Source organism: Mesorhizobium sp. HAY1-8B (assembly GCF_056868045.1).
Genome location: NZ_CP200321.1, coordinates 3215119 through 3235359, shown reverse-complemented (window position 1 = coordinate 3235359; position 20241 = coordinate 3215119). Strand labels below are relative to the sequence as shown.

The 20241-nt window shown below is 62.7% G+C and carries 19 protein-coding genes; 7 read left to right on the top strand and 12 right to left on the bottom strand.

Annotated features, from left to right (window positions below; genetic code table 11):
• Nucleotides 1-13 precede the first annotated feature (13 nt).
• A complete protein-coding gene (locus tag AC1VON_RS15130) occupies nt 14-1114 on the bottom strand; it encodes an autotransporter domain-containing protein (RefSeq protein WP_483124081.1) in 1101 nt (366 codons plus the stop codon).
• 418 nt (nt 1115-1532) lie between these two features.
• Here AC1VON_RS15130 and AC1VON_RS15125 point away from each other — a divergent pair, with 418 nt between their 5' ends.
• Together AC1VON_RS15125 and AC1VON_RS15120 are read left to right on the top strand one after the other, a co-directional pair.
• A complete protein-coding gene (locus AC1VON_RS15125; protein WP_483124080.1) occupies nt 1533-2975 on the top strand; it encodes a caspase family protein in 1443 nt (480 codons plus the stop codon).
• Nucleotides 2976-3220: 245 nt separating this feature from the next.
• Nucleotides 3221-4318 (top strand): glycoside hydrolase family 25 protein, encoded by a 1098-nt coding sequence (locus AC1VON_RS15120; protein WP_172351403.1) that lies wholly within the window; start codon nt 3221-3223, stop codon nt 4316-4318.
• 17 nt (nt 4319-4335) lie between these two features.
• On the opposite strand, the gene purD is transcribed toward AC1VON_RS15120, so the two are convergent.
• Both purD and AC1VON_RS15110 read right to left on the bottom strand, forming a co-directional pair.
• Nucleotides 4336-5613: a phosphoribosylamine--glycine ligase gene (purD, locus tag AC1VON_RS15115; protein ID WP_483124079.1), complete on the bottom strand. Its 1278-nt coding sequence runs from the start codon at nt 5611-5613 to the stop codon at nt 4336-4338.
• 154 nt (nt 5614-5767) lie between these two features.
• Nucleotides 5768-6589, bottom strand: a complete 822-nt coding sequence (locus AC1VON_RS15110; RefSeq protein WP_483124078.1) for a phytanoyl-CoA dioxygenase family protein — start codon at nt 6587-6589, stop codon at nt 5768-5770.
• Between the two features lie 89 nt (nt 6590-6678).
• Here AC1VON_RS15110 and AC1VON_RS15105 point away from each other — a divergent pair, with 89 nt between their 5' ends.
• Both AC1VON_RS15105 and ubiA read left to right on the top strand, forming a co-directional pair.
• Nucleotides 6679-7590, top strand: coding sequence for a LysR family transcriptional regulator (locus AC1VON_RS15105; RefSeq protein ID WP_483124077.1), 912 nt, complete (start codon nt 6679-6681; stop codon nt 7588-7590).
• Between the two features lie 69 nt (nt 7591-7659).
• Entirely contained in the window at nt 7660-8643 is a 984-nt protein-coding gene (gene ubiA / locus AC1VON_RS15100) for a 4-hydroxybenzoate octaprenyltransferase (RefSeq protein ID WP_483124076.1), read from the top strand.
• Nucleotides 8644-8681: 38 nt separating this feature from the next.
• Here ubiA and AC1VON_RS15095 read toward each other — a convergent pair whose 3' ends face one another.
• The 3 genes from AC1VON_RS15095 to AC1VON_RS15085 all read right to left on the bottom strand — a co-directional run bounded on the left by AC1VON_RS15095 (nt 8682) and on the right by AC1VON_RS15085 (nt 11847).
• Nucleotides 8682-9248: a DUF6101 family protein gene (locus AC1VON_RS15095; RefSeq protein WP_056564066.1), complete on the bottom strand. Its 567-nt coding sequence runs from the start codon at nt 9246-9248 to the stop codon at nt 8682-8684.
• Nucleotides 9249-9432: 184 nt separating this feature from the next.
• Nucleotides 9433-10863: an FAD-binding oxidoreductase gene (locus AC1VON_RS15090; RefSeq protein WP_483124075.1), complete on the bottom strand. Its 1431-nt coding sequence runs from the start codon at nt 10861-10863 to the stop codon at nt 9433-9435.
• A gap of 9 nt (nt 10864-10872) precedes the next feature.
• The gene (locus AC1VON_RS15085) at nt 10873-11847 is read right to left on the bottom strand and encodes an L-threonylcarbamoyladenylate synthase (protein ID WP_483124074.1); all 975 of its coding nucleotides are present in this window, start codon (nt 11845-11847) and stop codon (nt 10873-10875) included.
• A 175-nt stretch (nt 11848-12022) separates the two neighbouring features.
• Between AC1VON_RS15085 and AC1VON_RS15080 the strand changes: the two genes are divergently transcribed.
• Both AC1VON_RS15080 and AC1VON_RS15075 read left to right on the top strand, forming a co-directional pair.
• Nucleotides 12023-12463, top strand: a complete 441-nt coding sequence (locus AC1VON_RS15080) for a hypothetical protein (protein WP_483124073.1) — start codon at nt 12023-12025, stop codon at nt 12461-12463.
• Between the two features lie 178 nt (nt 12464-12641).
• Nucleotides 12642-13031 (top strand): hypothetical protein, encoded by a 390-nt coding sequence (locus AC1VON_RS15075; protein ID WP_483124072.1) that lies wholly within the window; start codon nt 12642-12644, stop codon nt 13029-13031.
• A 76-nt stretch (nt 13032-13107) separates the two neighbouring features.
• Here the strand turns inward: AC1VON_RS15075 and AC1VON_RS15070 are convergent, their stop codons facing one another.
• Both AC1VON_RS15070 and glyS read right to left on the bottom strand, forming a co-directional pair.
• On the bottom strand, nt 13108-13395 hold the full coding sequence (locus AC1VON_RS15070; protein ID WP_483124071.1) for an ATPase: 288 nt from the start codon (nt 13393-13395) through the stop codon (nt 13108-13110).
• A gap of 109 nt (nt 13396-13504) precedes the next feature.
• A complete protein-coding gene (glyS, locus tag AC1VON_RS15065) occupies nt 13505-15661 on the bottom strand; it encodes a glycine--tRNA ligase subunit beta (protein WP_483124070.1) in 2157 nt (718 codons plus the stop codon).
• A gap of 191 nt (nt 15662-15852) precedes the next feature.
• Between glyS and AC1VON_RS15060 the strand changes: the two genes are divergently transcribed.
• Nucleotides 15853-16029 (top strand): hypothetical protein, encoded by a 177-nt coding sequence (locus AC1VON_RS15060; protein ID WP_483124069.1) that lies wholly within the window; start codon nt 15853-15855, stop codon nt 16027-16029.
• Nucleotide 16030: 1 nt separating this feature from the next.
• Here the strand turns inward: AC1VON_RS15060 and AC1VON_RS15055 are convergent, their stop codons facing one another.
• The 4 genes from AC1VON_RS15055 to AC1VON_RS15040 all read right to left on the bottom strand — a co-directional run bounded on the left by AC1VON_RS15055 (nt 16031) and on the right by AC1VON_RS15040 (nt 20107).
• Nucleotides 16031-16951, bottom strand: coding sequence for a glycine--tRNA ligase subunit alpha (locus AC1VON_RS15055; RefSeq protein ID WP_172353028.1), 921 nt, complete (start codon nt 16949-16951; stop codon nt 16031-16033).
• A 169-nt stretch (nt 16952-17120) separates the two neighbouring features.
• Nucleotides 17121-18896 carry a tetratricopeptide repeat protein gene (locus AC1VON_RS15050; RefSeq protein WP_483124068.1) on the bottom strand — a complete coding sequence of 592 codons (1776 nt, stop codon included), beginning with the start codon at nt 18894-18896 and terminating at the stop codon, nt 17121-17123.
• A 183-nt stretch (nt 18897-19079) separates the two neighbouring features.
• Entirely contained in the window at nt 19080-19517 is a 438-nt protein-coding gene (locus AC1VON_RS15045) for a DUF1284 domain-containing protein (RefSeq protein ID WP_483124067.1), read from the bottom strand.
• Nucleotides 19514-20107, bottom strand: a complete 594-nt coding sequence (locus AC1VON_RS15040; RefSeq protein ID WP_172351416.1) for a biotin transporter BioY — start codon at nt 20105-20107, stop codon at nt 19514-19516. The genes AC1VON_RS15045 and AC1VON_RS15040 overlap by 4 nt, the downstream gene beginning before the upstream one ends.
• Between the last annotated feature and the right edge of the window lie 134 nt (nt 20108-20241).

Sequence of the window (20241 nt, the reverse complement as noted above, 5' to 3'; positions counted from 1 at the left end):
CTGTCGTCTATGTTCAGAAGGCGATCTTTACGCCCAGCTTGCCACTGACGGTTGAACTGTCTTGGGACCACTTGCCCCGGATCTCACTGCTGACGGTGGTCGATTGGGACATTTTCAGATTGAAGCCTGCCGACACCGCCGCCGAGAAGTCCGCATCTTCGAAGCTACTTTCGATTCCGGATACGCTCGCGGTGTTTGAATAGCCGAAGCGCTGCTGCAGATCGGCTCGCGCATAAGGGCTGATCACCATACCGTTTCCGAGTTGATAATCGGCATAAACTCCGGGCTCGAACTTGATTGCGCCAAATGACAGGCGGCTTTTTCCGTACGAAACACCAGAGCTGTCCGTGTATTCGTCGCCGGTGAAACTAACACCAAGCAATCCACCACGCAGATCGAAGCGCACCCGATCGGTCAAGTTGAAGATGTGGCCGATCGATCCCGTCACGGCGTAGCCTTGTGTGTCATACGTGCCGGAGCCGAGGCCCGTGCTTTCGACATCGGTGTTGCCGAGGAAGGCCGATGCAGCCACGAGCATATAGCTGGTGCCGCGACGATAGAGCCCATAACCGCCGAACATACCGCTTCTGTTGGTGGCTTCGCCGTTGGGAGGAAAGAAACCGAGCGCATTGGCGTCTACGTTGGCCGAAGCATAGCCGCCAAACAGCCCCAGGTTTAGTCCGTGCTCATTGTCGAAACCGAAGTGCTTTGCAGCGTTGAAGTCCACGCTGACCGCGGCGGAAAATTCGTCAACGTCGAAATCCGGTCCGGTGATCACGGTCGGTCCCTGTGAAATCGTGAAGCCGTCGTGCTTCGTGTGCGCCAACTGGCCCGAAGCGAAGACGCCGAACGGCGTCGACAAAGCCTGCGGGGGTCCGCTCGCAAGGCCGACATCTGACTCGATTGCGTTATCGACAACACCCAGAAGCGCATCCAGGGACGTATCGACAACCGCGCCATTGGCTATGCCGTTGAGATAGCACTGCCCTGACAGAACAGTTCCCTCGCCAACGAAGATGCAGGCGGCGGCCTTCGAAGGCAGGAGGACGACCATGGCACCGATCGAGAGCGCAATCGCGTTGACCGGATCAAAATGCCATTTCTTTGCTGTCATTGTCATTTCCCCTCTTTATTACAAGTAAGACAATAATAATCAGGGATGCAATTCGCCGGCGATATTCAAAATATCCGTCCGGCTTCAGCGCGCGCGCTCAACATACTGCGACTGCACTATAAGGACTATAACATGTTATGCCCTGGGAAGATATGGTTTCGAATGTCGAATCGGTTTCCGCGTGCCGGCGCGGCTGCAGTCCTTGCCAAGCGAACCTTTTGAGTGCGTGTAAGACGATGTTTCGCTCGGCCTCTCAAACGCGGGTCGCGAGACCCTCGCCCTTTCTTTGAGGCGGTTTGTGATGTAAAATTCAATGGTCTTCGGAGATACGGGTTCCGGCGTCCGAGGGGGGCGGCGCATCAGCCGGACGGACACTTCGACGGCGCGAACGTTGTCGCAGCTGAAACGAGCCCGTGACATGACCTACAGTCTCTTCCGGCACTTTGCTGCAGTTCTGCTGGTCGTGTTTTTCGGTTCGATGGGTGCCCAAGCCGCGGTCGAGGAAGTGCTTGCGTCAAAGCCAAGCAAGCGGCTTGCCATCGTCATTGGCAATTCGCATTACCAAAGCGCCCGCCTTCAACATTTGACCAATGCGGTAAACGACGCCACACAACTCTCCGAAAGTCTGAAAAGGCTGAATTTCGACGTGCTGACGGGGCTCGACCTTTCGTCGGACGGTTTGGTCAAGCTCTTTGACAGGGCCGACGGCAAACTCGCAACCGCCAGCGCCGTGGTGATCTTCTACGCCGGTCACGGCGTTCAGTTGCAGGGAGAGAACTATCTCCTGCCCGTCGATACACCCGATCCTGAAACCCTGGAAAAACTGACCGCGGGCGCGATCAGGCTAAACGACGTGATCGCAAAGTTTTCCAACCGGGAGAGGCAGACGTTTATCTTTCTTGACGCTTGCCGCAACAACCCGGTCGGCAAAGGCGCCAGCGTCATGGATGGCCTTGCCCAGGTGGAAGTGGGCGAAAACACGTTTGTTGCCTTCGCGACCCAGCCAGGCAACATCACGGCCGATGGCTCGGGAGACAACAGCCCCTTCACCACAGCCCTGTTGAGGAACGTTGAGATTCCCGGACTCAGCATCTCGGATATGATGATCCGCGTTCGCAACGAGACCGAGGCACTCACCGCAGGTCGTCAGGTTCCATGGGACCAGTCGAACCTTCGTGAGCAATTCTATTTCACCGAGCAACAAGAGCTCGACCCGGCTCAGTTGAGCGCTAGCCTGTCTCGCATTCTGTCGGACCCGGCCGCCAAGAAAAAACTGCAGGTCGAGCTTGCCTCCAATGACCTACAGACCGCCGTGCTTATCGTGGGACAAACATTGCGATCGGCCGAGATTTCAGCCCCGCCCGGCGCTCCACCGGAACCGGCAGGTACGCAGCTTGCCAGCCTTGAAGGAGCCCGGCAAAGCGTGGTTTCCGGTCTCGAAACATTGATCGTCGGCACGTCGGCCGATGAGCCGGGCCCTGCGAAAGCGACCGACCTAGCACGCAACATCCAGACGGAATTGCGCCGCTTGGGCTGCTATCGCATGACGGTTGATGGGGATTGGGGCAAGCACTCGGTCCAAGCTCTCAACAACTACTACAAGAACACCAGGCGGGCCGCATCGGGGACCGAGCCAACGGTTGAACTTCTGGGCGATCTCTTCTTGCACTCCGGCCGTGTCTGCAAGGATCCGGTCATCGTGAAGGTCAAGCCGGCGAAGGTCGCGTCGGACGCCGCTCCGCCGCGCAAAAAGGGAGCGGCGAGCCGAAAGACCTCCACGCCCTCACGTTCGCCATCGTCGCGTCCCGCCGCTCCCCCTCCCGACATCAGTGGCGGAATTGGGATTGGCGGTGTGTTTTAACCTGGCACAGGCTGCCCCGGCATCGAGAAGCATTCCTTAACCATGACGGTTCAGGATTTGCCTTTGATCAACGGGGATTCCCTGTTTTGAAATTGCAAAGGCGTTTCCATCGCCGTTCAAAGAGCGCTGTGCCAACGCTCGCCAAACCCTTTTTCCCTGGGCATGCCGCTTCTCTAAAACCTCTGTATATTTCCTGGCGACACGCACTGACGCCTCTGGCTTTCGCGGCGACCGTGGCGCTGTCGATGGCTGCGCAGGCTTCGGATTTCTCCGAGCCGTGGAAGAATGCCGACCGCGCCCTGGTGGTCGATGCCTACGAATACAATTCCATCGACTGGGCGCAACTTGCCACCGACAAGCGCATCGTCGGATTCATCAACAAGGCTTCCGACGGCATGCCGCCGCCCTATTTCTGTTTTGGCAGCGACACCGACGTGAAGCTCTGCAAGGCGCTGTGGAAACGCCATGCGGTGACGCGCGAACTGTTCCAGACGCGCCGGGTCGTGGCCAAGGCGCTCGGCATGAAATGGGGTGCCTATCACCTGGCCCGCCCGGGCAATCCGGTCGAGCAGGCCAATAATTTCCTCGATTTTGCCGATCCCGCGCCGGACGATCTCATGGTTCTCGACCTCGAGGGCAACGATCCCTCGCAATGGATGTCGCTCGACGATGCCGAGGAATTCGTACGCCAGGTGCATCGGCGCATGGGTCGTTTCCCGGTGCTCTATACCAACGGCAAGACGGCCCAGTACATCGCCGACAATCGCTACAAGTACCGGCTCCTGTCGCGGCTGCCGCTTTGGTACGCCCGCTACAAGCCCGATATCGACGTGCATTTTCCGATGGGCAACTGGCAAGGCTATGCGCTCTGGCAATTTTCCGCGCAGGCCAATTGCGGCCGCTTCCGTTGCCCCTACAGGGTTGCCGGCACGCCTAACGATATCGACGTCAACGTCGCACCAACCGATGCCGCCACGCTGCGCCAGCAATGGCCCTTTGGCGGGCTGATCGACGTGCCATCAGACTATCTTGCCAGCGTGCCGGTGCCGCTCTCGCGCGAGGCAGCGCTCGCCGGCAAGGCGACCCTGATCTATGCGGATGTGGCGACGCCGCCGACGTTCGAGGAAATGGTCGCGGTGCTTGGCTCGCGCTGGTCGAAATTCCGCGACGGGTTCCGCATGCCTGTGGTGAAGACGGTGCCGCGCCGGCCCGGCTTCGGCATTGTGCAATATGTTGCCTGGAAGCGAACCGAACAGCGCTCACCCGAGCAGCTCGACGCCGCCTTCGCCGGGGCCGATCCGGTCAGCACCGCTTCGACCGAAATCGACCGCGGCCAGCAATAAGCCGCCGTGCCGTAATCTCAGTTCGCCTGCTCGCGCGCCACGGCCTGCCAGCCGATGTCGCGACGGCAGAATCCGTCCGGCCAGTCGATCCGGTCGAGCGCGGCATAGGCCCGCGCCTGTGCCTCGCCGACCGTGGCTCCGGTTGCCGTGACATTGAGGACGCGGCCGCCATTGGCAACCAGTGCACCGCCATTGATGGCGGTGCCGGCGTGGAAGATCTGGACGCCTTCGCCCGCCGCCTGCTCGACGCCGCGGATGACGGAGCCTTTTTCCGGCGTGCCGGGATAGCCCCGAGCGGCCATCACCACGGTGAGCGCCGCCTCGTCGCGCCAGCGTATGGAAGTGTGCGCCAACTGGCCGTCCACGGCGGCGTTGAGCAGCACCAGCAAATCGTCCTTCAGCCGCATCATCAGCACCTGGCATTCCGGATCGCCGAAACGGGTGTTGTATTCGATCAGCTTCGGCCCCTTGTCCGTGATCATCAGCCCGGCGAACAGAATGCCGGCGAAGGGCGCGCCGAGCTCGGCCATGCCACGCATCGTCGGCTCGATGATTTCGCGCATGGTGCGCTCGACCATCTCAGGCGTCATCACCGGCGCCGGCGAATAGGCGCCCATGCCGCCCGTGTTGGGGCCGACGTCGCCGTCGCCAACGCGCTTGTGATCCTGTGCCGTGCCGAAGGGCAGTGCGGTGGTGCCGTCGCAGAGGCAGAAGAAGCTCGCCTCCTCGCCGGTCATGAACTCCTCTATCACCACTTCCGCGCCGGCGGCGCCGAAGGAACCTTCGAAACAGGCATCGAGTGCCGCCAGCGCCTCGTCCAGCGTCATGGCGACGGTGACGCCCTTGCCGGCGGCGAGCCCGTCGGCCTTGATGACGATCGGCGCACCAGTCTTCTCGAGATAGGCCTTGGCGGAGGCCAGATCGCCGAAACGGCCGTAGGCGGCGGTGGGGATGTTATATCGCGCGCAGAGGTCCTTGGTGAAACCCTTCGAACCCTCCAGCCGCGCGGCGGCTTTCGAAGGCCCAAAGACGCGGATGTTTTCTGCGCGCAGATCGTCGGCAATGCCAGCGACGAGCGGCCCTTCCGGGCCGACCACGACGAGGTCGATTTTTTTCTCCCGGCAGAAGGCGGCCACGGCGGCATGATCGGTGATATCTAGCTTCACCAGCTCGGCCTCGGCGCCGATGCCCGGATTGCCGGGGGCCGCGTAAAGCTTGGTCAGCAGCGGCGAGGCGGCAATCTTCCAGGCAAGCGCATGTTCGCGGCCGCCGGAGCCCAGAAGAAGAACGTTCATGGCCACCTCTTGATGCAAACCCTGGAGAGCACCCGCTATTGCTCTCCGGGCGATGGGTCAAGGCATCAGGGTGTTTTGATCAGAATTGCACACGGGAACGTTATCCCCGGCCAGATATGGGCGCCGATTTCTGGCGCCCGTATTCTGGCCCGCTTCAGGCGGGGAAAACCACCGGGAACCAGTCCTCGCGCAATTTCTGGCCCGGCTGCATGCCGTGGCCATGATAGGGCGGTGATGTTCGGCCTGGCCGCTCGACATAATGAGCATCGTCGCCGACCCAGCGCAGTGACAGTGCCCGACGCCGTGCCGCGGTAAGGTTGCCGCGCGCGCCATGCGCTGTGCGGAAGTCGAACAGGATGGCGTCGCCCGGCTCCATCTCCCATTCGAGAACCTTCATCGACGGATCGTTATCGGGATCGGGCACCGGCAGGTAGTCGCCCTCGCCGGCATAGAAATTGCTGTCGTCGAGCCAGCGCACCGGCAGGATCATCTTGTCCCATTTGTGCGAGCCGGCGATCAGGCGCAGCGTCGCCTCCTTTACCGGGTCGATGGGAATCCAGAAGCTCACCGTCTGCTGGCCGTCGACGAAATAGTAGGGGATGTCCTGATGCCAAGGCGTCGGCTTCTGCGTGCCGGGCTCCTTGACCAGAACGTGATCATGGAAGAACTGCGCGGTGCGCGACTGCATTACCGCCGCCGCCAGTTCGGCGGCCGGCGATTCGCGCACCACCCTGACGAATTCGGGAATACGCTCCCAGTTGCAGTAGTCATCGAAGAAACTGCCACGGCCGTTGGCGATGTCGGAAGCGGTGGCGCTGCGGTTTTGCATATTGCGCTCGATGCCGGCGGCAATCGTATCGACCCAGCCCTTGAAGGCGCCGCGGATGCAGACCGCGCCGTCACGCTGATAGTCGGCAATCGTATCCGCGTCGATCACGGGGGCGTCGGCAGTGTGGGTGGCAGCTTGGGAAGCCATAGCGTTCTCCTCTTGGAATGAACCGACTATCGCAATCCCCTCTCATTCAGTAAAATAATAACTTTCCATCTGATATATAGAGTAGGCCTATGAACGTCACCCTCACGCAATTGCGCTATCTCGTCGCCGTGGCGCGCCATGGCAGCGTCACCGGCGCGGCAAAGATGCTGAACGTCTCACAGCCTTCAATTTCCGTGGCGATTGACGCGGTCGAAAAAAATTTCGGCCAGAAGCTGTTCGTCCGCCAGCGGGGAAGTGGCGTGTCGCCGACATCGTTCGGTCGCGCTTTCGTGGCCAAGGCGAGACAGGTTCTCACCGAAACGGACGAACTTGTCAGCCTGGGTTCAAGCAAATCTGCTGTCGGCGGCGAACTGGTGCTGGGGTGCTTCGAGGATCTGGCGCCATTCTTCGCACCGGCGCTGCTCCGCGCCTTTTCCGAACGCTATCCCGCGGTGAAAGTCGTCGTTCGCGACGAGACGTTCGAGACGCTTGGGCGGCGGCTTGGCGACGCCGCCATCGATCTCGGCCTCACCTATGATCTCAGCTTGCCGACACATTTCGCGCGCATCCTGCTGCACGAACTTCGCCCGCACGCGCTGTTGCCGGCGGGCCATGCCCTGGCGGACCAACCATCGGTCAGCCTGGCGGACCTCGCCGCCTATCCGCTGATCACGACCGATCAGCCGCACAGCTGGCAGCATATGCTCGATCTGTTCCGCAGCCGCGGCCTCTCCCCGGTGGCCGACAGGGCAACGAGTTCATTCGAACTCCAGCGCAGCATGGTGGCGAACGGTTTTGGTGTCGCCGTCAGCTACACCCGGCCGCACGGGGACAGCAGCTATGACGGACTGCCGTTGATCTGCAAGCCGCTATCGGATCCGCTGCCCATGCAGCGCATCATCCTCACCTATGACACGCATCAGCGCGTATCGAATGCAGCACTCGCATTTGTCGAAACAGCGAAGGCCTGGTTTTCCACGCGCGACATCTTCACCTCCTGACGGGTTGACGGTCGTCCCTCGCCGGCTTGCCGCTTGACGGTTTCCGCGCCTGCTGCCACTCCATGGAACATGGAACCTATCCAATCGAAAACGGCCCAGGGCCGCGTCGCCGATGCGCCGAATGGCCATTGGGTCTACCGCGTGCTGCCGCGCTCGATTTGGCCCTATGCGCAGCTTGCGCGATGGGACAGGCCGATCGGCTGGCAATTGCTTCTGTGGCCGTGCTGGTGGTCGGCGGCGCTCGCGGCGAGCGCCTATCCACGCCCCGGCGATCCGCTGCTCACGCTGCTGCCGGCGCCATGGTATCTCGTGCTGTTCCTGGTCGGCGCCATCGCCATGCGCGGCGCCGGCTGCACCTACAACGACATCGTCGACGAAGGCATAGACAACCAGGTCGAGCGCACCCGCTCGCGGCCGCTGCCGTCCGGCCAGACCACGCGCCGGCGGGCCTGGCTGTTCCTTCTGCTGCAGGCCCTGGTCGGCCTTGCCGTGCTCCTGCAGTTCAACGGCTTCGCCATTCTGCTCGGCGTCTGCTCGCTGTCGATCGTGGCCATCTATCCATTCATGAAGCGGATAACCAACTGGCCGCAACTGTTTCTCGGCCTTGCCTTTTCCTGGGGTGCGCTGATGGGATGGGCGGTCGAGTTCGGCGATCTCGATGGCCCCGCCATCATGCTCTATATCGGCTCGATCCTGTGGGTGATCGGCTACGACACGATCTATGCGCATCAGGACAAGGAAGACGACGCCATTGTCGGCGTGCGCTCGACGGCACGGCTGTTCGGCGACAACACCAAGGCGTGGCTGGCGGGGCTTTATGGCGGTACGCTGATCTGCTTCGCCATCGCCTTTGCCTCGGCGCAGGCACCGGTGGTGGCGCTGGCGGGATTGATCGCCGCCGGCGCCCACATGGCCCGCCAGATCACGGTTCTGGATATCAACGATCCGGACCAATGCCTGCGGCTGTTCCGGTCGAACAACCAGGTCGGCTGGCTGATCTTCCTCGGCCTGATCGGCGGCGCATTGTGGGTGGCACTGAAGCCGCTGGTTTAGCGGCTTCGCCTTTCAGCAATCCCGAACCGGGGTCATGCTCAGTCGCGAGAAATAATCTCCTGGCCGCCGATGACCAGCCTGAGACCAAGGTTGCCGGCCCTGCGGCGGGCGAGGAAGCGCGGGCGGCGCGTGGTCGAAATGCGGCCCTTTCGGCGATCCTGCGGCGGCAGCGTCTTGATGGCGGCGCCGAGCGATTCTTCCAGCGTGCGGGCAACCCCGTCCGATTCGATCAGGAGCATCGGCAGGCGGTAGGCATCGGCCCAGGCGCGCCAGTCGGCGGCGACATCATCGAGGTCGTCGGCCACCAGCAGAGGCACCGACAGCATTGGGTCGTTGTGCAGGAGTTCGAGGGTAACCGTGACATTGCCGTCCGGATCCTCCATCGCGCGGGCGGCAACGCCGCGGAACGCATTGGCGGGCAGTGCGATGATCGCGGGCACGCCGCTCATCTCCAGCATGCGACGGATCACGGCGCCGCGCTGGTCAATGGTGAAGGTCACGTCGCCGTAGTCGTCGCGTGTGGCGTAGCTAACCACCTGCGGCAGGCGGAATGGGTCGAGGCGCATGTTGCGTCCCGCCCAGACTGGCTTCAGTCCAGTGTTCATAGAGTGCCTTCCTGTCTGTCTCCTGAGAGCCGGTGTCCGGTTCTCTCCGGGCCAGTTTTCCCGGCCTCGTTATGGGGAAACAGTAGCGTGGGCTCCTTACCGCCGCGCTTAAGAAAGTCGGTTAAATTTTGCTGATCTCAGGGATGGTTATCGGAATGCCACCGGGCACAAGATGTTGAAAGGATCAGATAACCTTACCGGGATTCATGATGCCGGCAGGGTCGAAGGCAGCCTTCACCCTGCGCATCAGATCGATGGCCATCGGCGGCGCGGTGGCGATCAGTTCGTCGCGCTTCAACTGGCCGATGCCGTGCTCGGCGGAGATCGATCCATGGAAGGACCGCACGACATCGTGCACGGCCTTGTTCATGGGATGATAAAGGGCAAGAAACGCCTCGTCGTCGCCGTCGAGCGGCCGCGAGATGTTATAGTGAAGGTTGCCGTCGCCCATATGGCCGAAGCAGACCACGCGGGCGCCGGCACTGACCGAGGCCACCGCGCCGGCGGCCTCTTCGATAAAACGCGGGATCGATGCTATCGGCACCGAAATGTCGTGCTTGATCGAAGCGCCTTCCGGCTTCTGGCATTCGGGGAGCGTCTCGCGGAAATTCCAGAAGGCGTCGCCCTGGGCAAGGCTTGCCGCGACCACCGCATCGCCAACGATGCCTTGCTCGAGACCATCCGCCAGCACCTCCTCGATCAGAGCCCGGCCGTCGGCATCCGAGCGGCCGGAGGAAACCTGCATCAAGACATACCAGGGCCAGTCATCGGCCAGCGGCCGCACGACACCTTGACCATGCTTGAGCGTGAAATCGTAAGGTCTCTTGCCGATCAGTTCGAAGGCGGTGAGCGAAGCGCCGGCGCGGTCCATCGCCAGGCTGAACAGCGCCAGTGCCGCCTCGGGCGACGACAGTCCGGCGAAAGCGACCTCGCACCCCTTCGGCTTCGGGAACAGTTTCAGCACGGCGGCGGTGATGATGCCGAGCGTGCCTTCGGCGCCGACGAACAGGTTCTTCAAATCGTAGCCGGTGTTGTCCTTCTTGAGCTTGCGCAGATCGTCGAACACCTCGCCGGTCGGCAACACCACTTCGACGCCGAGGCACAGTTCGCGCGCGTTGCCGTAGGCCAGCACGCCGGTGCCGCCGGCATTGGAAGACAGGTTGCCGCCGATCTGGCAGGAGCCTTGCGCGGCGAGCGACAGCGGAAACAGCCGGTCGGCGGCGTCGGCCGCCTCCTGCAGCGTCTGCAGGATAACGCCGGCCTCCGCCGTCACTGTGTTCGATAGAACATCGATCTCGCGAATGCGGTTCAGCCGCGACAGCGACAGGATGATCTCGCGGCCGGATCTGTCCGGCACCTGGGCGCCGACCAGCCCGGTGTTGCCGCTTTGCGGCACGACCGGCGTTCCCGTCTCGGTCGCCAACCGCATGATCCGGCCGACCTCTTCGACACTGCCCGGTCGCAGCACCAGCGATGTCGCGCCATGCCAGAGCCCGCGCCGCTCGATGAGATAGGGCGCGATGTCCGGTTCGTCGCGCAGCGCGTATTTGTCGCCAACGATCGCCGCGAAGCGATCGATGAGAGCGGGATCGAGTTTTTGCGAAATGTCGGTCATGTGGGAAAACTACGGTGCGGGCTGTACATTGTCACGAGGGGCGGCGGCACGCGAGAGCCGGTCATTGATGGCCTCGCCAAGACCATCGAAAGGAATCGTCTCAACGGCGATGGTGCGCGCGCCGCTGCGGTCGAGTTCCTGCATATAGGCGAAAAGATTGCTTGCCGCTTCGCGCAGGTCACCGCTTTCAGACAAATTGAGGAACGCTGCGGCATCACGCCAGCCTTCGGCCCGCTGATCCCCAAAGGCAAGCAACGCTTCGCCCTCGCCGACCGTTCCTGCATTGAGCCGCATCGCCGCGCCCGGCGCGTAGTGCGAGGCAAGCATGCCCGGCGCCTCGATGCCGGCGGCACCGCCACGCAGCAGTTTCACACCAATGGCCGCCTCGATCTCCTCGGCGGCAACGCCGCCGGGCCGCAGCAGCCGCAAGCTCCCCCCTTCGGCCTTGAGGATGGTCGATTCCAGCCCGACCGGCGTCGCGCCGCCATCGACCACCAGCTTGATGCGCGCGCCGAGATCCGCCGCCACCGCTTGTGCCGTCGTCGCGCTGATCTTGCCGGATGAGTTGGCGCTGGGGGCGGCAAGTGGCCGGCCGAGCTTTGCGATGAGGTCACCGCCAAAGCCCCTCGGCATGCGCAAGGCGATCGTATCCAGCCCGGCCGTGACCAGCGGATGGATGCCGTTGCCGGGCCGCTGCGGCAGCACCAGCGTCAGCGGACCCGGCCAGAACGCCTGCGCCAGTCTCCTCGACAGCGGATCGAATATAGCGATGCGCTCGGCCATCGCCATGTCGGCGACATGGGCGATCAGCGGATTGAAACGCGGCCGCCCCTTGGCCTCGAAGATGCGCGCCACGCCGATGCCGTTGGTGGCATCGCCGGCAAGCCCATAGACGGTCTCCGTCGGGATGGCCACGACATCGCCGCCCTGAAGCAGAGCCAACGCCCGCTCCAGCGCTTCGTCGACGGCAAGTATCTCAGCCATTCTCGTCACCTCGCAGATGCCGGCTGCGTAGTACGATGGCGGCTATTGGGCAAGCCGGCTGTTGGGCAAGAGGGTCTTGGCGATTTATCAATTCCTAAAATGCTACGTTTCCGCGAAAGCCGGTATCAATTCCGGTCCGCTACCGTCAGGGCCTGGGCAAAGGGGAGTGGCCATCGTGTCTGTGCGTATCCTGCTGGGGATCACTCTGGCGGCGTTGAGCGGTGGAGCTCAGGCCTCGTCGCTTGTCTTTCCCGGCGCGCCGGCCGCGACACCCTCCATCCTTGCCCTGAAGGCGGACGGCATCCAGGCAAGCGACGTGCTCTCCGTCGTTGCGCTCGGCGAACCCGAGGTTACTGATGAAAAGGTGGCGGCGATCCCCAACACGCCCGAGCCACGGCACGGTTTCATGCCAGGCCCGATGATCATTCGTGGCGGCGTGGTCGGCGGCGACTTCTCGACACCGACGCAAGTCAAGGCACCGGCCACGACCGCCACCTCTGCTCCTGCTCCAGCCCAGGCGACCGCCTCGGCGGCTCCGGCGTCGGGTGCGCAGAAGAAGCCGACCGCACCGGCAGCCGCATCGACGCCCGCTGCTGGGGCCGGCAAGGTCAAGTAGCGGCCACAGATTGCTGGGCTGGCCAGATCGTTGACAGCTTGACGGCGCCCTGCGCACCATTGCCGCGCGAGTTCGCCTTGACGTATCTGACCGTTCGAAGCCGCCTGGATTTGGTCAAGCGATTCAGGCTAAGGGGCGGGCCGGGTGGACGGGCTTCGCCGTTTAAAGGGGGTTGATCATGAGACTATTCAGGACCGTTACCGTGGCCGGGCTTCTGCTGGCGTCGCTGCTGGGTGCCAGCGCGGCGCAAGCCGATGATATGCTGGGATCCTATGTGGCGCGTATTTCCGATCGGGATCACCAGGCGAGCGACGGCTATGCGCTGGACAGCGCCGCGCAGATGGTGCGGCAGGATCGCGCTAACTGGCACAAATTCCATCGCCGCGACCGCGACGATGAGGGTGATGCGTGGTTCAGGACCAACGACCAGCGCGCCGATCTGCAGCGCATGCTGGAGCGTCCCGGCGCGATGAGTTCCTCGACCAAGCGCGCCATCGTCAATGGCGAACCGCTGATCCAGGTCGATGTCTACGAAAACAGCGTGCGGGTCAGCATCCTGGAGAACTGACAAGCATCCGGGAAGACGATAAAAAGGGCGGCGCCGCTGCGCCGCCCCCTCTTCCCGACAGAACCGGATTGAAATCTCAGGCCGCTTCTTCCTTGTCGTCGTCTTCCTCGGACTCGGCGTCTTCTTCTTCGTCCTCGGCGTCGTCGCCTTCGGCTTTCACGGCTTCATCGTCGCCTTCGTCAAACTCTTCGCCGTCTTCATCGTCGCCTTCTTCGTCATCGCCATCCTCGTCGTCATCCGACAGATCGGCGGCTTCGACCGTGGCGGCGGCGGCGTGATCGATGGCGGTTTCGGAAGCGGATTCAAGCGCCTCGGCGGCGGCCGAGGTTTCTTCAGTCACTTCGATTTCGTGATCGGAATTCATGGAAGCCTCCGTTGGGTTGGGGAACATGTCCCTTCTGCCACGCAGAGATCATCGTCATATGACTGTAAGCCGGCTCGAACGGCCGGCTTACAGATATTTTCCTGAGCGCTCAACCAGCGATTTTCGAGAAATCAGCGACCTGACCGGTGGCCGCGCGGATGCGCGTGAGAAGCGCCAGACGGTTGGCTCGCACCGCCAGGTCTTCATCGTTCACGAGAACGGCTTCAAAGAATGAATCAACGGGTTCGCGCAACGCGCTAAGCGCCAGCATCGCGGCGGAAAAGTCTTCGTTTTGAATCGCTTCGCCGGCTTGCTTCTCGGCCTGATTCACCGCAGCGAACAGCGATTTCTCGGCATTCTCCTTGAACAGAGCCGGCTCAACGGTTTCGGCGACCGCCGTTTTCTTCTTCTCTTCGGCCGCCAGGATGTTGGCCGCACGCTTGGTGCCGGCGAGCAAGTTCTTGCCGTCCTCGGTGTCGAGGAAAGAGCCGAGCGCCTCGACGCGGCGGACGATCTGCAGGAGGTCGTCGGACTGCGGGGTGATGACGGCGTCGATGAGATCGTGCCGGGCGCCCTGATCGCGGAGGTAGACTTTCAGGCGGTCGTGGAAGAAGGCCAAGAGGTCTCGTATCTGCTCCGCGCCGCTCTCCGCATAATGGGCACCAGCGCATGCGAAAAGGGAAGCGAGCCGCAATTGAATTCGATTCTCGACCAAAATCCTCACAACACCCAGCGCTGCGCGACGCAACGCATAGGGATCTTTTGACCCCGTCGGCTTTTCATCGATCGCCCAGAAGCCGACCAGCGTATCGAGCTTGTCGGCGAGTGCGACAGCGACCGACACCGGATCGCTTGGTACATAATCGGACGGGCCCTGCGGCTTGTAATGCTCCTCAATGGCTGCCGCCACGGAGGGATTCTCGCCCTGGAGAAGCGCGTATTTGCGGCCCATGGCGCCCTGCAATTCGGGGAACTCGCCAACCACCTCGGTGGTGAGATCAGCCTTGGCGAGAACGGCGGCGCGGGCGGCGAGCGCCGGATCGGCGCCGACGGTCGGCGCCAATTCCTCCGCCAACCGCTTGATCCGCTCCACCCGCTCGCCTTGTGTACCGAGCTTGGCGTGGAAGGTGACGCCGAGATGGTCGAGGCGGGCCATGCGCTGGTCGAGCGGCTTTTTCAGATCGAGCCCAAACTTTTTCGCCGAAGCGTCGAGCCGGCCGAGATCCGGCAGATCGCCCTGGTCGGTCGTCCAGAAATAGAGCGCGTCGGAGAGGCGCGCGCGCACCACCTTGCCGTTACCGTGGGCAATCTCCTTGCCGCCGTCCCTGGCCTCGATGTTGGAAGTGAGGATGAAGCGGTTTGACAGCGCGTCGCCTTCACCTTGCGGGCGCGTGACGAAGCACTTCTGGTTGGCGCGGATGGTCAACCGGATCACCTCGGCCGGAATGGCCAGGAAAGCCTCTTCGAACTCACCCATCAGCACGACAGGCCATTCCACCAGCCCGGCTACTTCCTCCAACAGCCCATCGTCCTCGACCAGGTCGAGCCCGTTGGCAAAGGCGAGGTTGCGGGCGTCGGCGAGGATGATCTCCTTGCGCCGGTCGGCGTCGAGCACGACCTTCGCCGCTTCCAGCTTGCTCACATAGTCGTCGAAACGGCGCACCGTGATTTCGCCCGGTGCGAGGAAGCGGTGGCCGTAGGTGATGTTGCCGGAGCGGATGCCGTCGATCTCGAAATCGACCACCACCGGCTCCTCGGTCTCGGGGCCGAAGGTGCACAGGATCGACTGTAGCGGCCGCACCCAGCGCAGCGAGCCCGGCTTGGCCGAGGCCGGCCCCCAGCGCATCGACTTCGGCCACGGGAAATTGCGGATAGTGCCCGGCACCAGTTCGGCGATGATCTCTTCGGCTGCCCTGCCCGGCTTCGAAATGTGGGCGACGTAGAAGTCGCCCTTCTTCGGGTCGGAATGGACATGCGCCTCGGCGATCGAAGACAGGCCGGCCTTGCGCAGGAAACCCTGGACCGCCTGCTCGGGGGCCGTCGTTGACGGCCCCTTGATCTCCTCGCTTATGTCCTTGGAGCGCGCCGTCAGGCCCCTGATGTCGAGCGTCAGGCGCCGCGGCGTCCAGTACTCGCGCGCCGCCTCATAGGTCAGACCCGCCTCGACCAGACCATCGGTCAGCATCTTCTTGAGATCACCCGCCGCCTTGCGCTGCATGCGGGCGGGAATCTCTTCCGAGCGGAGTTCTAGAAGCAGGTCAGGCATTGGTTGAGGCTCACGCGGCAATGGTGAGCGCGGCATAGCAACTCGGCTGGCCGCTGTCACCCTTTCCAGAAATTTTGGCTGCCCTGTCGGGACGCGGCGGCCCCGCCCGTCCTTGGATCAAAGATTTCCATGAACCGAACGCAGCGCTGAAGCGACACACGCTCAGGCAGGGAACTATTGGCTGAACGACCATGAAAACGGCATCCAGACTTCTGCAGATCCTCGCGCTCAGCGCCTGCTTCACCGCGCAGGTCCATGGCGCCTTCTGGATGCCGGGTGTCAGGCAGGCACTGCGGACGATGGCCGGACAGAGCGGCCAGATCCTGTCGCCGATCAACGCTTCCCTCGAAATGATGGAGGGGGCCTGACTCAGGCCGCCAAACCACCAGCCTGCGTCTTCAAGAACGCTTCGCCGCAGGCCTTCGCCAGATTGCGCACCCGCAGGATGTAGCTCTGCCGCTCGGTGACCGAGATCACGCCGCGTGCGTCAAGCAGGTTGAAGACATGGCTGGCCTTGATGCACTGGTCGTACGCCGGGAAGACCATCTTGTGCATCGGCAGATTGTCGTTCGAAGCCGGTGCGCCGGCATCGAGCAGCGCCTTGCATTCGGCCTCGGCGTCCTCGAAATGCCTGAGCAGCATCGCTGTGTTGGCGTATTCGAAATTGTGGCGCGAATATTCCTGCTCGGCTTGCAGGAAGACGTCGCCATAGGTCACCTTGTCGACGCCCTCGCGGCCGTTGAAGTTGAGGTCGTAGACATTGTCGACGCCCTGCACATACATGGCCAGCCGCTCCAGCCCATAGGTCAGTTCGCCGGCCACCGGCGCACATTCGATGCCGCAAACCTGCTGGAAATAGGTGAACTGCGAGACTTCCATCCCATCGCACCAGCATTCCCAGCCAAGCCCCCAGGCGCCCAGCGTCGGGCTTTCCCAGTCGTCCTCGACAAAGCGGATGTCATGCAGCAGCGGGTCGACGCCGATCGCCTGAAGCGAACCGAGATAGAGCTCCTGCAAGTTCGGCGGGTTCGGCTTCAGGATCACCTGGTATTGGTAGTAATGCTGGAGCCGGTTCGGGTTCTCGCCGTAGCGGCCATCCTTGGGACGGCGCGAGGGCTGGACGTAGGCAGCGTTCCAACGACGCGGCCCGAGCGCGCGCAGCGTCGTTGCCGGATGAAACGTGCCGGCGCCGACCTCCATGTCGTAGGGCTGGAGGATGACACAACCATAGGCCGCCCAGTAATTGTGCAAGGTCAGGATCAGCCCCTGGAACGAGCGGCTGGGATGCATATGTGCGGGAATTTCAATCGTCACGGGTGGCCTCGACAGCAAAGGCTAGCTTGCCGGCACGTCCTAGAGACACGACGGCGAAGCGTCAAGCAAGGCACGCCGGATGCGGCTCCCGAAAGGGCGCAGCGGGGCTCCCAAAGAAGCCCCGCTCGCATTCAAAAAGCCGATTTCACCCCTTCGGGGCAGGCACCGGCTCGGGCTTGACCTTCGGGGTTTCCTGCGCCGTGTTGGATTCGATCGGCGGCAGGCCCTTCATCAGCTTCTGCTGCAGCGTGGCCAGCACGTCGGGATCGGGCTTCAGGTCGCGGGCCTGGTTCCACTGGAAAGTGGCTTCCAGCTTGCGGCCGACGCGCCAGTAAGCGTCGCCGAGATGATCGTTGAGAACCGGATCCTCCGGCTTCAGCGATACGGCACGCTCCATCTCGCGCACCGCGTCATCGAACCTGCCGAGCCGGAAATAGGCCCAACCGAGCGAATCCACGATGTAACCGTCGCTCGGCCTGAGGTCGACGGCCTTCTGGATCATCGCCAGGCCTTCCTTGAGGTTCGTATTCATGTCGACCCAGGAATAGCCGAGATAGTTCAGCACCTGAGGCTGGTCCGGCTGCAATTCCAGCGCCTTGCGGAAATTCGGCTCGGCCTTTGGCCATTCCTTGAGGCGCTCATAGGCGATGCCGCGCTGGTAGAAAATGTTCCAGTTGGCCGCGGTCGGCGTCTTCAGCACCTCGACAGCCTTGTCGTAGAGGTTGGCGGCGGAGCGGAAATCATCCTTGGAGGAATAGACGCCGCCGAGCGCCAGATAGGCGCGCATGTCGTTGGGATGGGCGTCGACGAAGGCCTTCAGGTGGGTGATCGCCTCGTCATGGCGGTCGAGATCGGCAAGGTTGAGGCCAAGCTGCAAGTCCGAAAGCTCTTTCAGCGGCGAAGAATCAGGGATGCGCCGATAGAGCGCGATGGCGCCCTCGCCGTCCTTCAGCTGTTCGGCGACAGCGGCGAGTTGCACGAGAGCCGCGTCGCTGTCAGGCCTCAGAGCCAGGGCGTATTGCAGGTAAAGACGGACGAACGGCTCGCCGCCGCCACGGTTGAGCGCGGTGGCGAGATCGAGCAGGATTTCGGACGCGCCGTCGGACGGACCTGAGACAAACGGCGCGATCTTGTCGCCCTTGGCGATCCTGTCGCGCAAGGTGACGATTTCGAGCTTGCCCGGCGAAAACGTTTCGGCCTGATCCAGCACCGATATCGCCTTGGCCTTGTCGCCCTTGCGGGCCAGGAACGAGGCATAGGCCTGGGCATTGCGCATCCAGGTTTCAGGCGCCGCGCCGCCGGCGGCCGTGTCCTGCATCGTCGCGGCGTAGATCGCCTCGGCCTTCTCGGGCATGTTGGAGGCATCGGCGATCAGCGCGCGGTGGAAGGACTTGAACAGGCCGAACCAGTCCGGGCCCTGAAGCTTGTCGATGGAGGCCATTGCATCGCTGGCCTGGCCGGCACCCTGTTGGGCCCAACCGGACATGACGCCGGAGATCAGCCGGTCGAGGTCGGATTCCAGCGACAGCTTGAGCCAATACTGCGCCTTGGTGAAATCCTTCTTGTGGAAGGAATCGACGGCCAGCGCCAGGCGCGAGAAGCGCTCGACATCGGGCACTTCCTTGAGCTTGTCGGCATAAACCAGGGATTCGTCGAAGCGGCCTTGCGCAATCAGAGACAGCATCAGGCTCTGTTGCAGGCCGGTGTCGCTCGGGTCGAAGGCCAGGGCCTGCTTGTAATAGGCGATGGCGCTGTCGAGGTCGTTGTCGCCTTCGGCGATCCGGGCAGCCAGATAGGCACCCGAGAACGAGGAAATCTTGACCGGTTCGGTGGATTGCTTGGCATAGGCCGGCAAAGCCGAGATCGCCATGCCGGTCACAATTGCCAGCCTTGTCAGCCAGCGCGCTCGTCCTTGCTGCATCGTATCCCTTTCAGCCAGGCGCCATCTCCGCGTCAGCGGGATCGACGTAGACTCGATCTTTCCGGGCAAAGCATGGCCTTTTTGGGGTCACGCTTCAATCCGCCTGAAATTCACAATCGGGTCAGCCGATTAACAAACCATGGCTGCAGCGGATTTTCGACCGGGGAAAAGCCGGCGTCAAGGTCAGCGCGGCACGACGGATCGCTGCACCTTGGTATCGGGAAAGCCGCCGGCCGCTATCGCGCCGCACAACTCGTTCCATTCGCAGCCGCCGCAAGCCTTGCGTACGCCACCAACGGAAAACGCCCGGCGCATCAGCGCCAGTGTTGCCACATCGAGATCGAGGCGGATGCCGGGTTGGACTGGCAGGGCCAGCAAGTCCTCGACATTGCGTGCCGCAAGCCGGTCCCGCTCGATGACGCTCTGGTTGAGACAATGCGGTTCCGGCCCGTCGAGCAACGGCGCGCAGACATCATCCGGACCGGAGACGAGGAGGATGTCCTCGCCACGGCTCAGGCGCTCCGCGATCCCGTCATAATTGGCGGTGAAGGCGGGGCTGTATCCCTTGCCCACATAGGTGAGCAGGCAAAGGAGGTGATGGGCGCGCAGCCTAACCGTCACGGATTGGCCGGCTTGGCGTTGCCGCCGCGAAGCGCCATGAGTGTCGCCGCACCAAGCGCCGACTTCAGCAATCCGCCGACGATGAACGGCAGGAAGCCGAAGGTTATGGCCTTCTCGGCGCCGATCATGACGGCAAGCCATGCCGTGCCCAGAACCAGGCAGGCAAGGTTGCCGAGCAGCATGGCGGCGAAGGCAAGCACTACCCTGTTGCTGTTCCAGCCGCGTTCGGCCAGCCAGCCGACAAGCGCGCCGACAACCGGGAAAGCGAAGAGATAACCGCCCGTCGGCCCGACGAAATAGGACGCGCCCCCTACCCCTCCGGACAGAACTGGGAAGCCCACAGCGCCCTCGACCAGCCAGGCGGCGATGGTGATGGCGCCAAGCCGCCAGCCGTAGAGCGCGCCGATCAGTGTTACCGCGAAGGTCTGCATGTTTACCGGGACCGGCACCATCGGCACCTCGATGTAGGACGCCAACGCCAGGAACAGCGTGCCGAGCACGACGGCTCCGACCTGCCAGCCGAGAGCGCGATCCTGGAGCCTGAGCGGGCTGAAAGAAGGTTTGCGGGAGTTGAATGCGATGTCTGCCATTGGGATACCTTCGACCGATTTGAAATTATAGATAATTTCTGTTTTCGATCTATTATCGAATCCACATTTTCGCCGGGATAGCAAGCCTCCGCTTGGTGGGGATGGCCTAAAAGCGCGTCGCGACGCGGCTTAGG

Excerpts from the sequence above, each read along its gene's own strand:
- AC1VON_RS15050 (WP_483124068.1), bottom strand. The coding sequence starts at position 18,896 with ATGCAGCAAGGACGAGCGCGCTGGCTGACAAGGCTGGCAATTGTGACC.
- AC1VON_RS15085 (WP_483124074.1), bottom strand. The coding sequence starts at position 11,847 with ATGGCTGAGATACTTGCCGTCGACGAAGCGCTGGAGCGGGCGTTGGCT.
- AC1VON_RS15105 (WP_483124077.1), top strand. The coding sequence starts at position 6,679 with ATGAACGTCACCCTCACGCAATTGCGCTATCTCGTCGCCGTGGCGCGC.
- AC1VON_RS15110 (WP_483124078.1), bottom strand. The coding sequence starts at position 6,589 with ATGGCTTCCCAAGCTGCCACCCACACTGCCGACGCCCCCGTGATCGAC.
- AC1VON_RS15125 (WP_483124080.1), top strand. The coding sequence starts at position 1,533 with ATGACCTACAGTCTCTTCCGGCACTTTGCTGCAGTTCTGCTGGTCGTG.
- AC1VON_RS15070 (WP_483124071.1), bottom strand. The coding sequence starts at position 13,395 with ATGAATTCCGATCACGAAATCGAAGTGACTGAAGAAACCTCGGCCGCC.
- AC1VON_RS15130 (WP_483124081.1), bottom strand. The coding sequence starts at position 1,114 with ATGACAGCAAAGAAATGGCATTTTGATCCGGTCAACGCGATTGCGCTC.
- AC1VON_RS15040 (WP_172351416.1), bottom strand. The coding sequence starts at position 20,107 with ATGGCAGACATCGCATTCAACTCCCGCAAACCTTCTTTCAGCCCGCTC.
- AC1VON_RS15095 (WP_056564066.1), bottom strand. The coding sequence starts at position 9,248 with ATGAACACTGGACTGAAGCCAGTCTGGGCGGGACGCAACATGCGCCTC.
- ubiA (WP_483124076.1), top strand. The coding sequence starts at position 7,660 with ATGGAACCTATCCAATCGAAAACGGCCCAGGGCCGCGTCGCCGATGCG.
- AC1VON_RS15055 (WP_172353028.1), bottom strand. The coding sequence starts at position 16,951 with ATGCATCCCAGCCGCTCGTTCCAGGGGCTGATCCTGACCTTGCACAAT.
- AC1VON_RS15075 (WP_483124072.1), top strand. The coding sequence starts at position 12,642 with ATGAGACTATTCAGGACCGTTACCGTGGCCGGGCTTCTGCTGGCGTCG.
- AC1VON_RS15060 (WP_483124069.1), top strand. The coding sequence starts at position 15,853 with ATGAAAACGGCATCCAGACTTCTGCAGATCCTCGCGCTCAGCGCCTGC.
- purD (WP_483124079.1), bottom strand. The coding sequence starts at position 5,613 with ATGAACGTTCTTCTTCTGGGCTCCGGCGGCCGCGAACATGCGCTTGCC.
- AC1VON_RS15090 (WP_483124075.1), bottom strand. The coding sequence starts at position 10,863 with ATGACCGACATTTCGCAAAAACTCGATCCCGCTCTCATCGATCGCTTC.
- AC1VON_RS15120 (WP_172351403.1), top strand. The coding sequence starts at position 3,221 with ATGGCTGCGCAGGCTTCGGATTTCTCCGAGCCGTGGAAGAATGCCGAC.
- glyS (WP_483124070.1), bottom strand. The coding sequence starts at position 15,661 with ATGCCTGACCTGCTTCTAGAACTCCGCTCGGAAGAGATTCCCGCCCGC.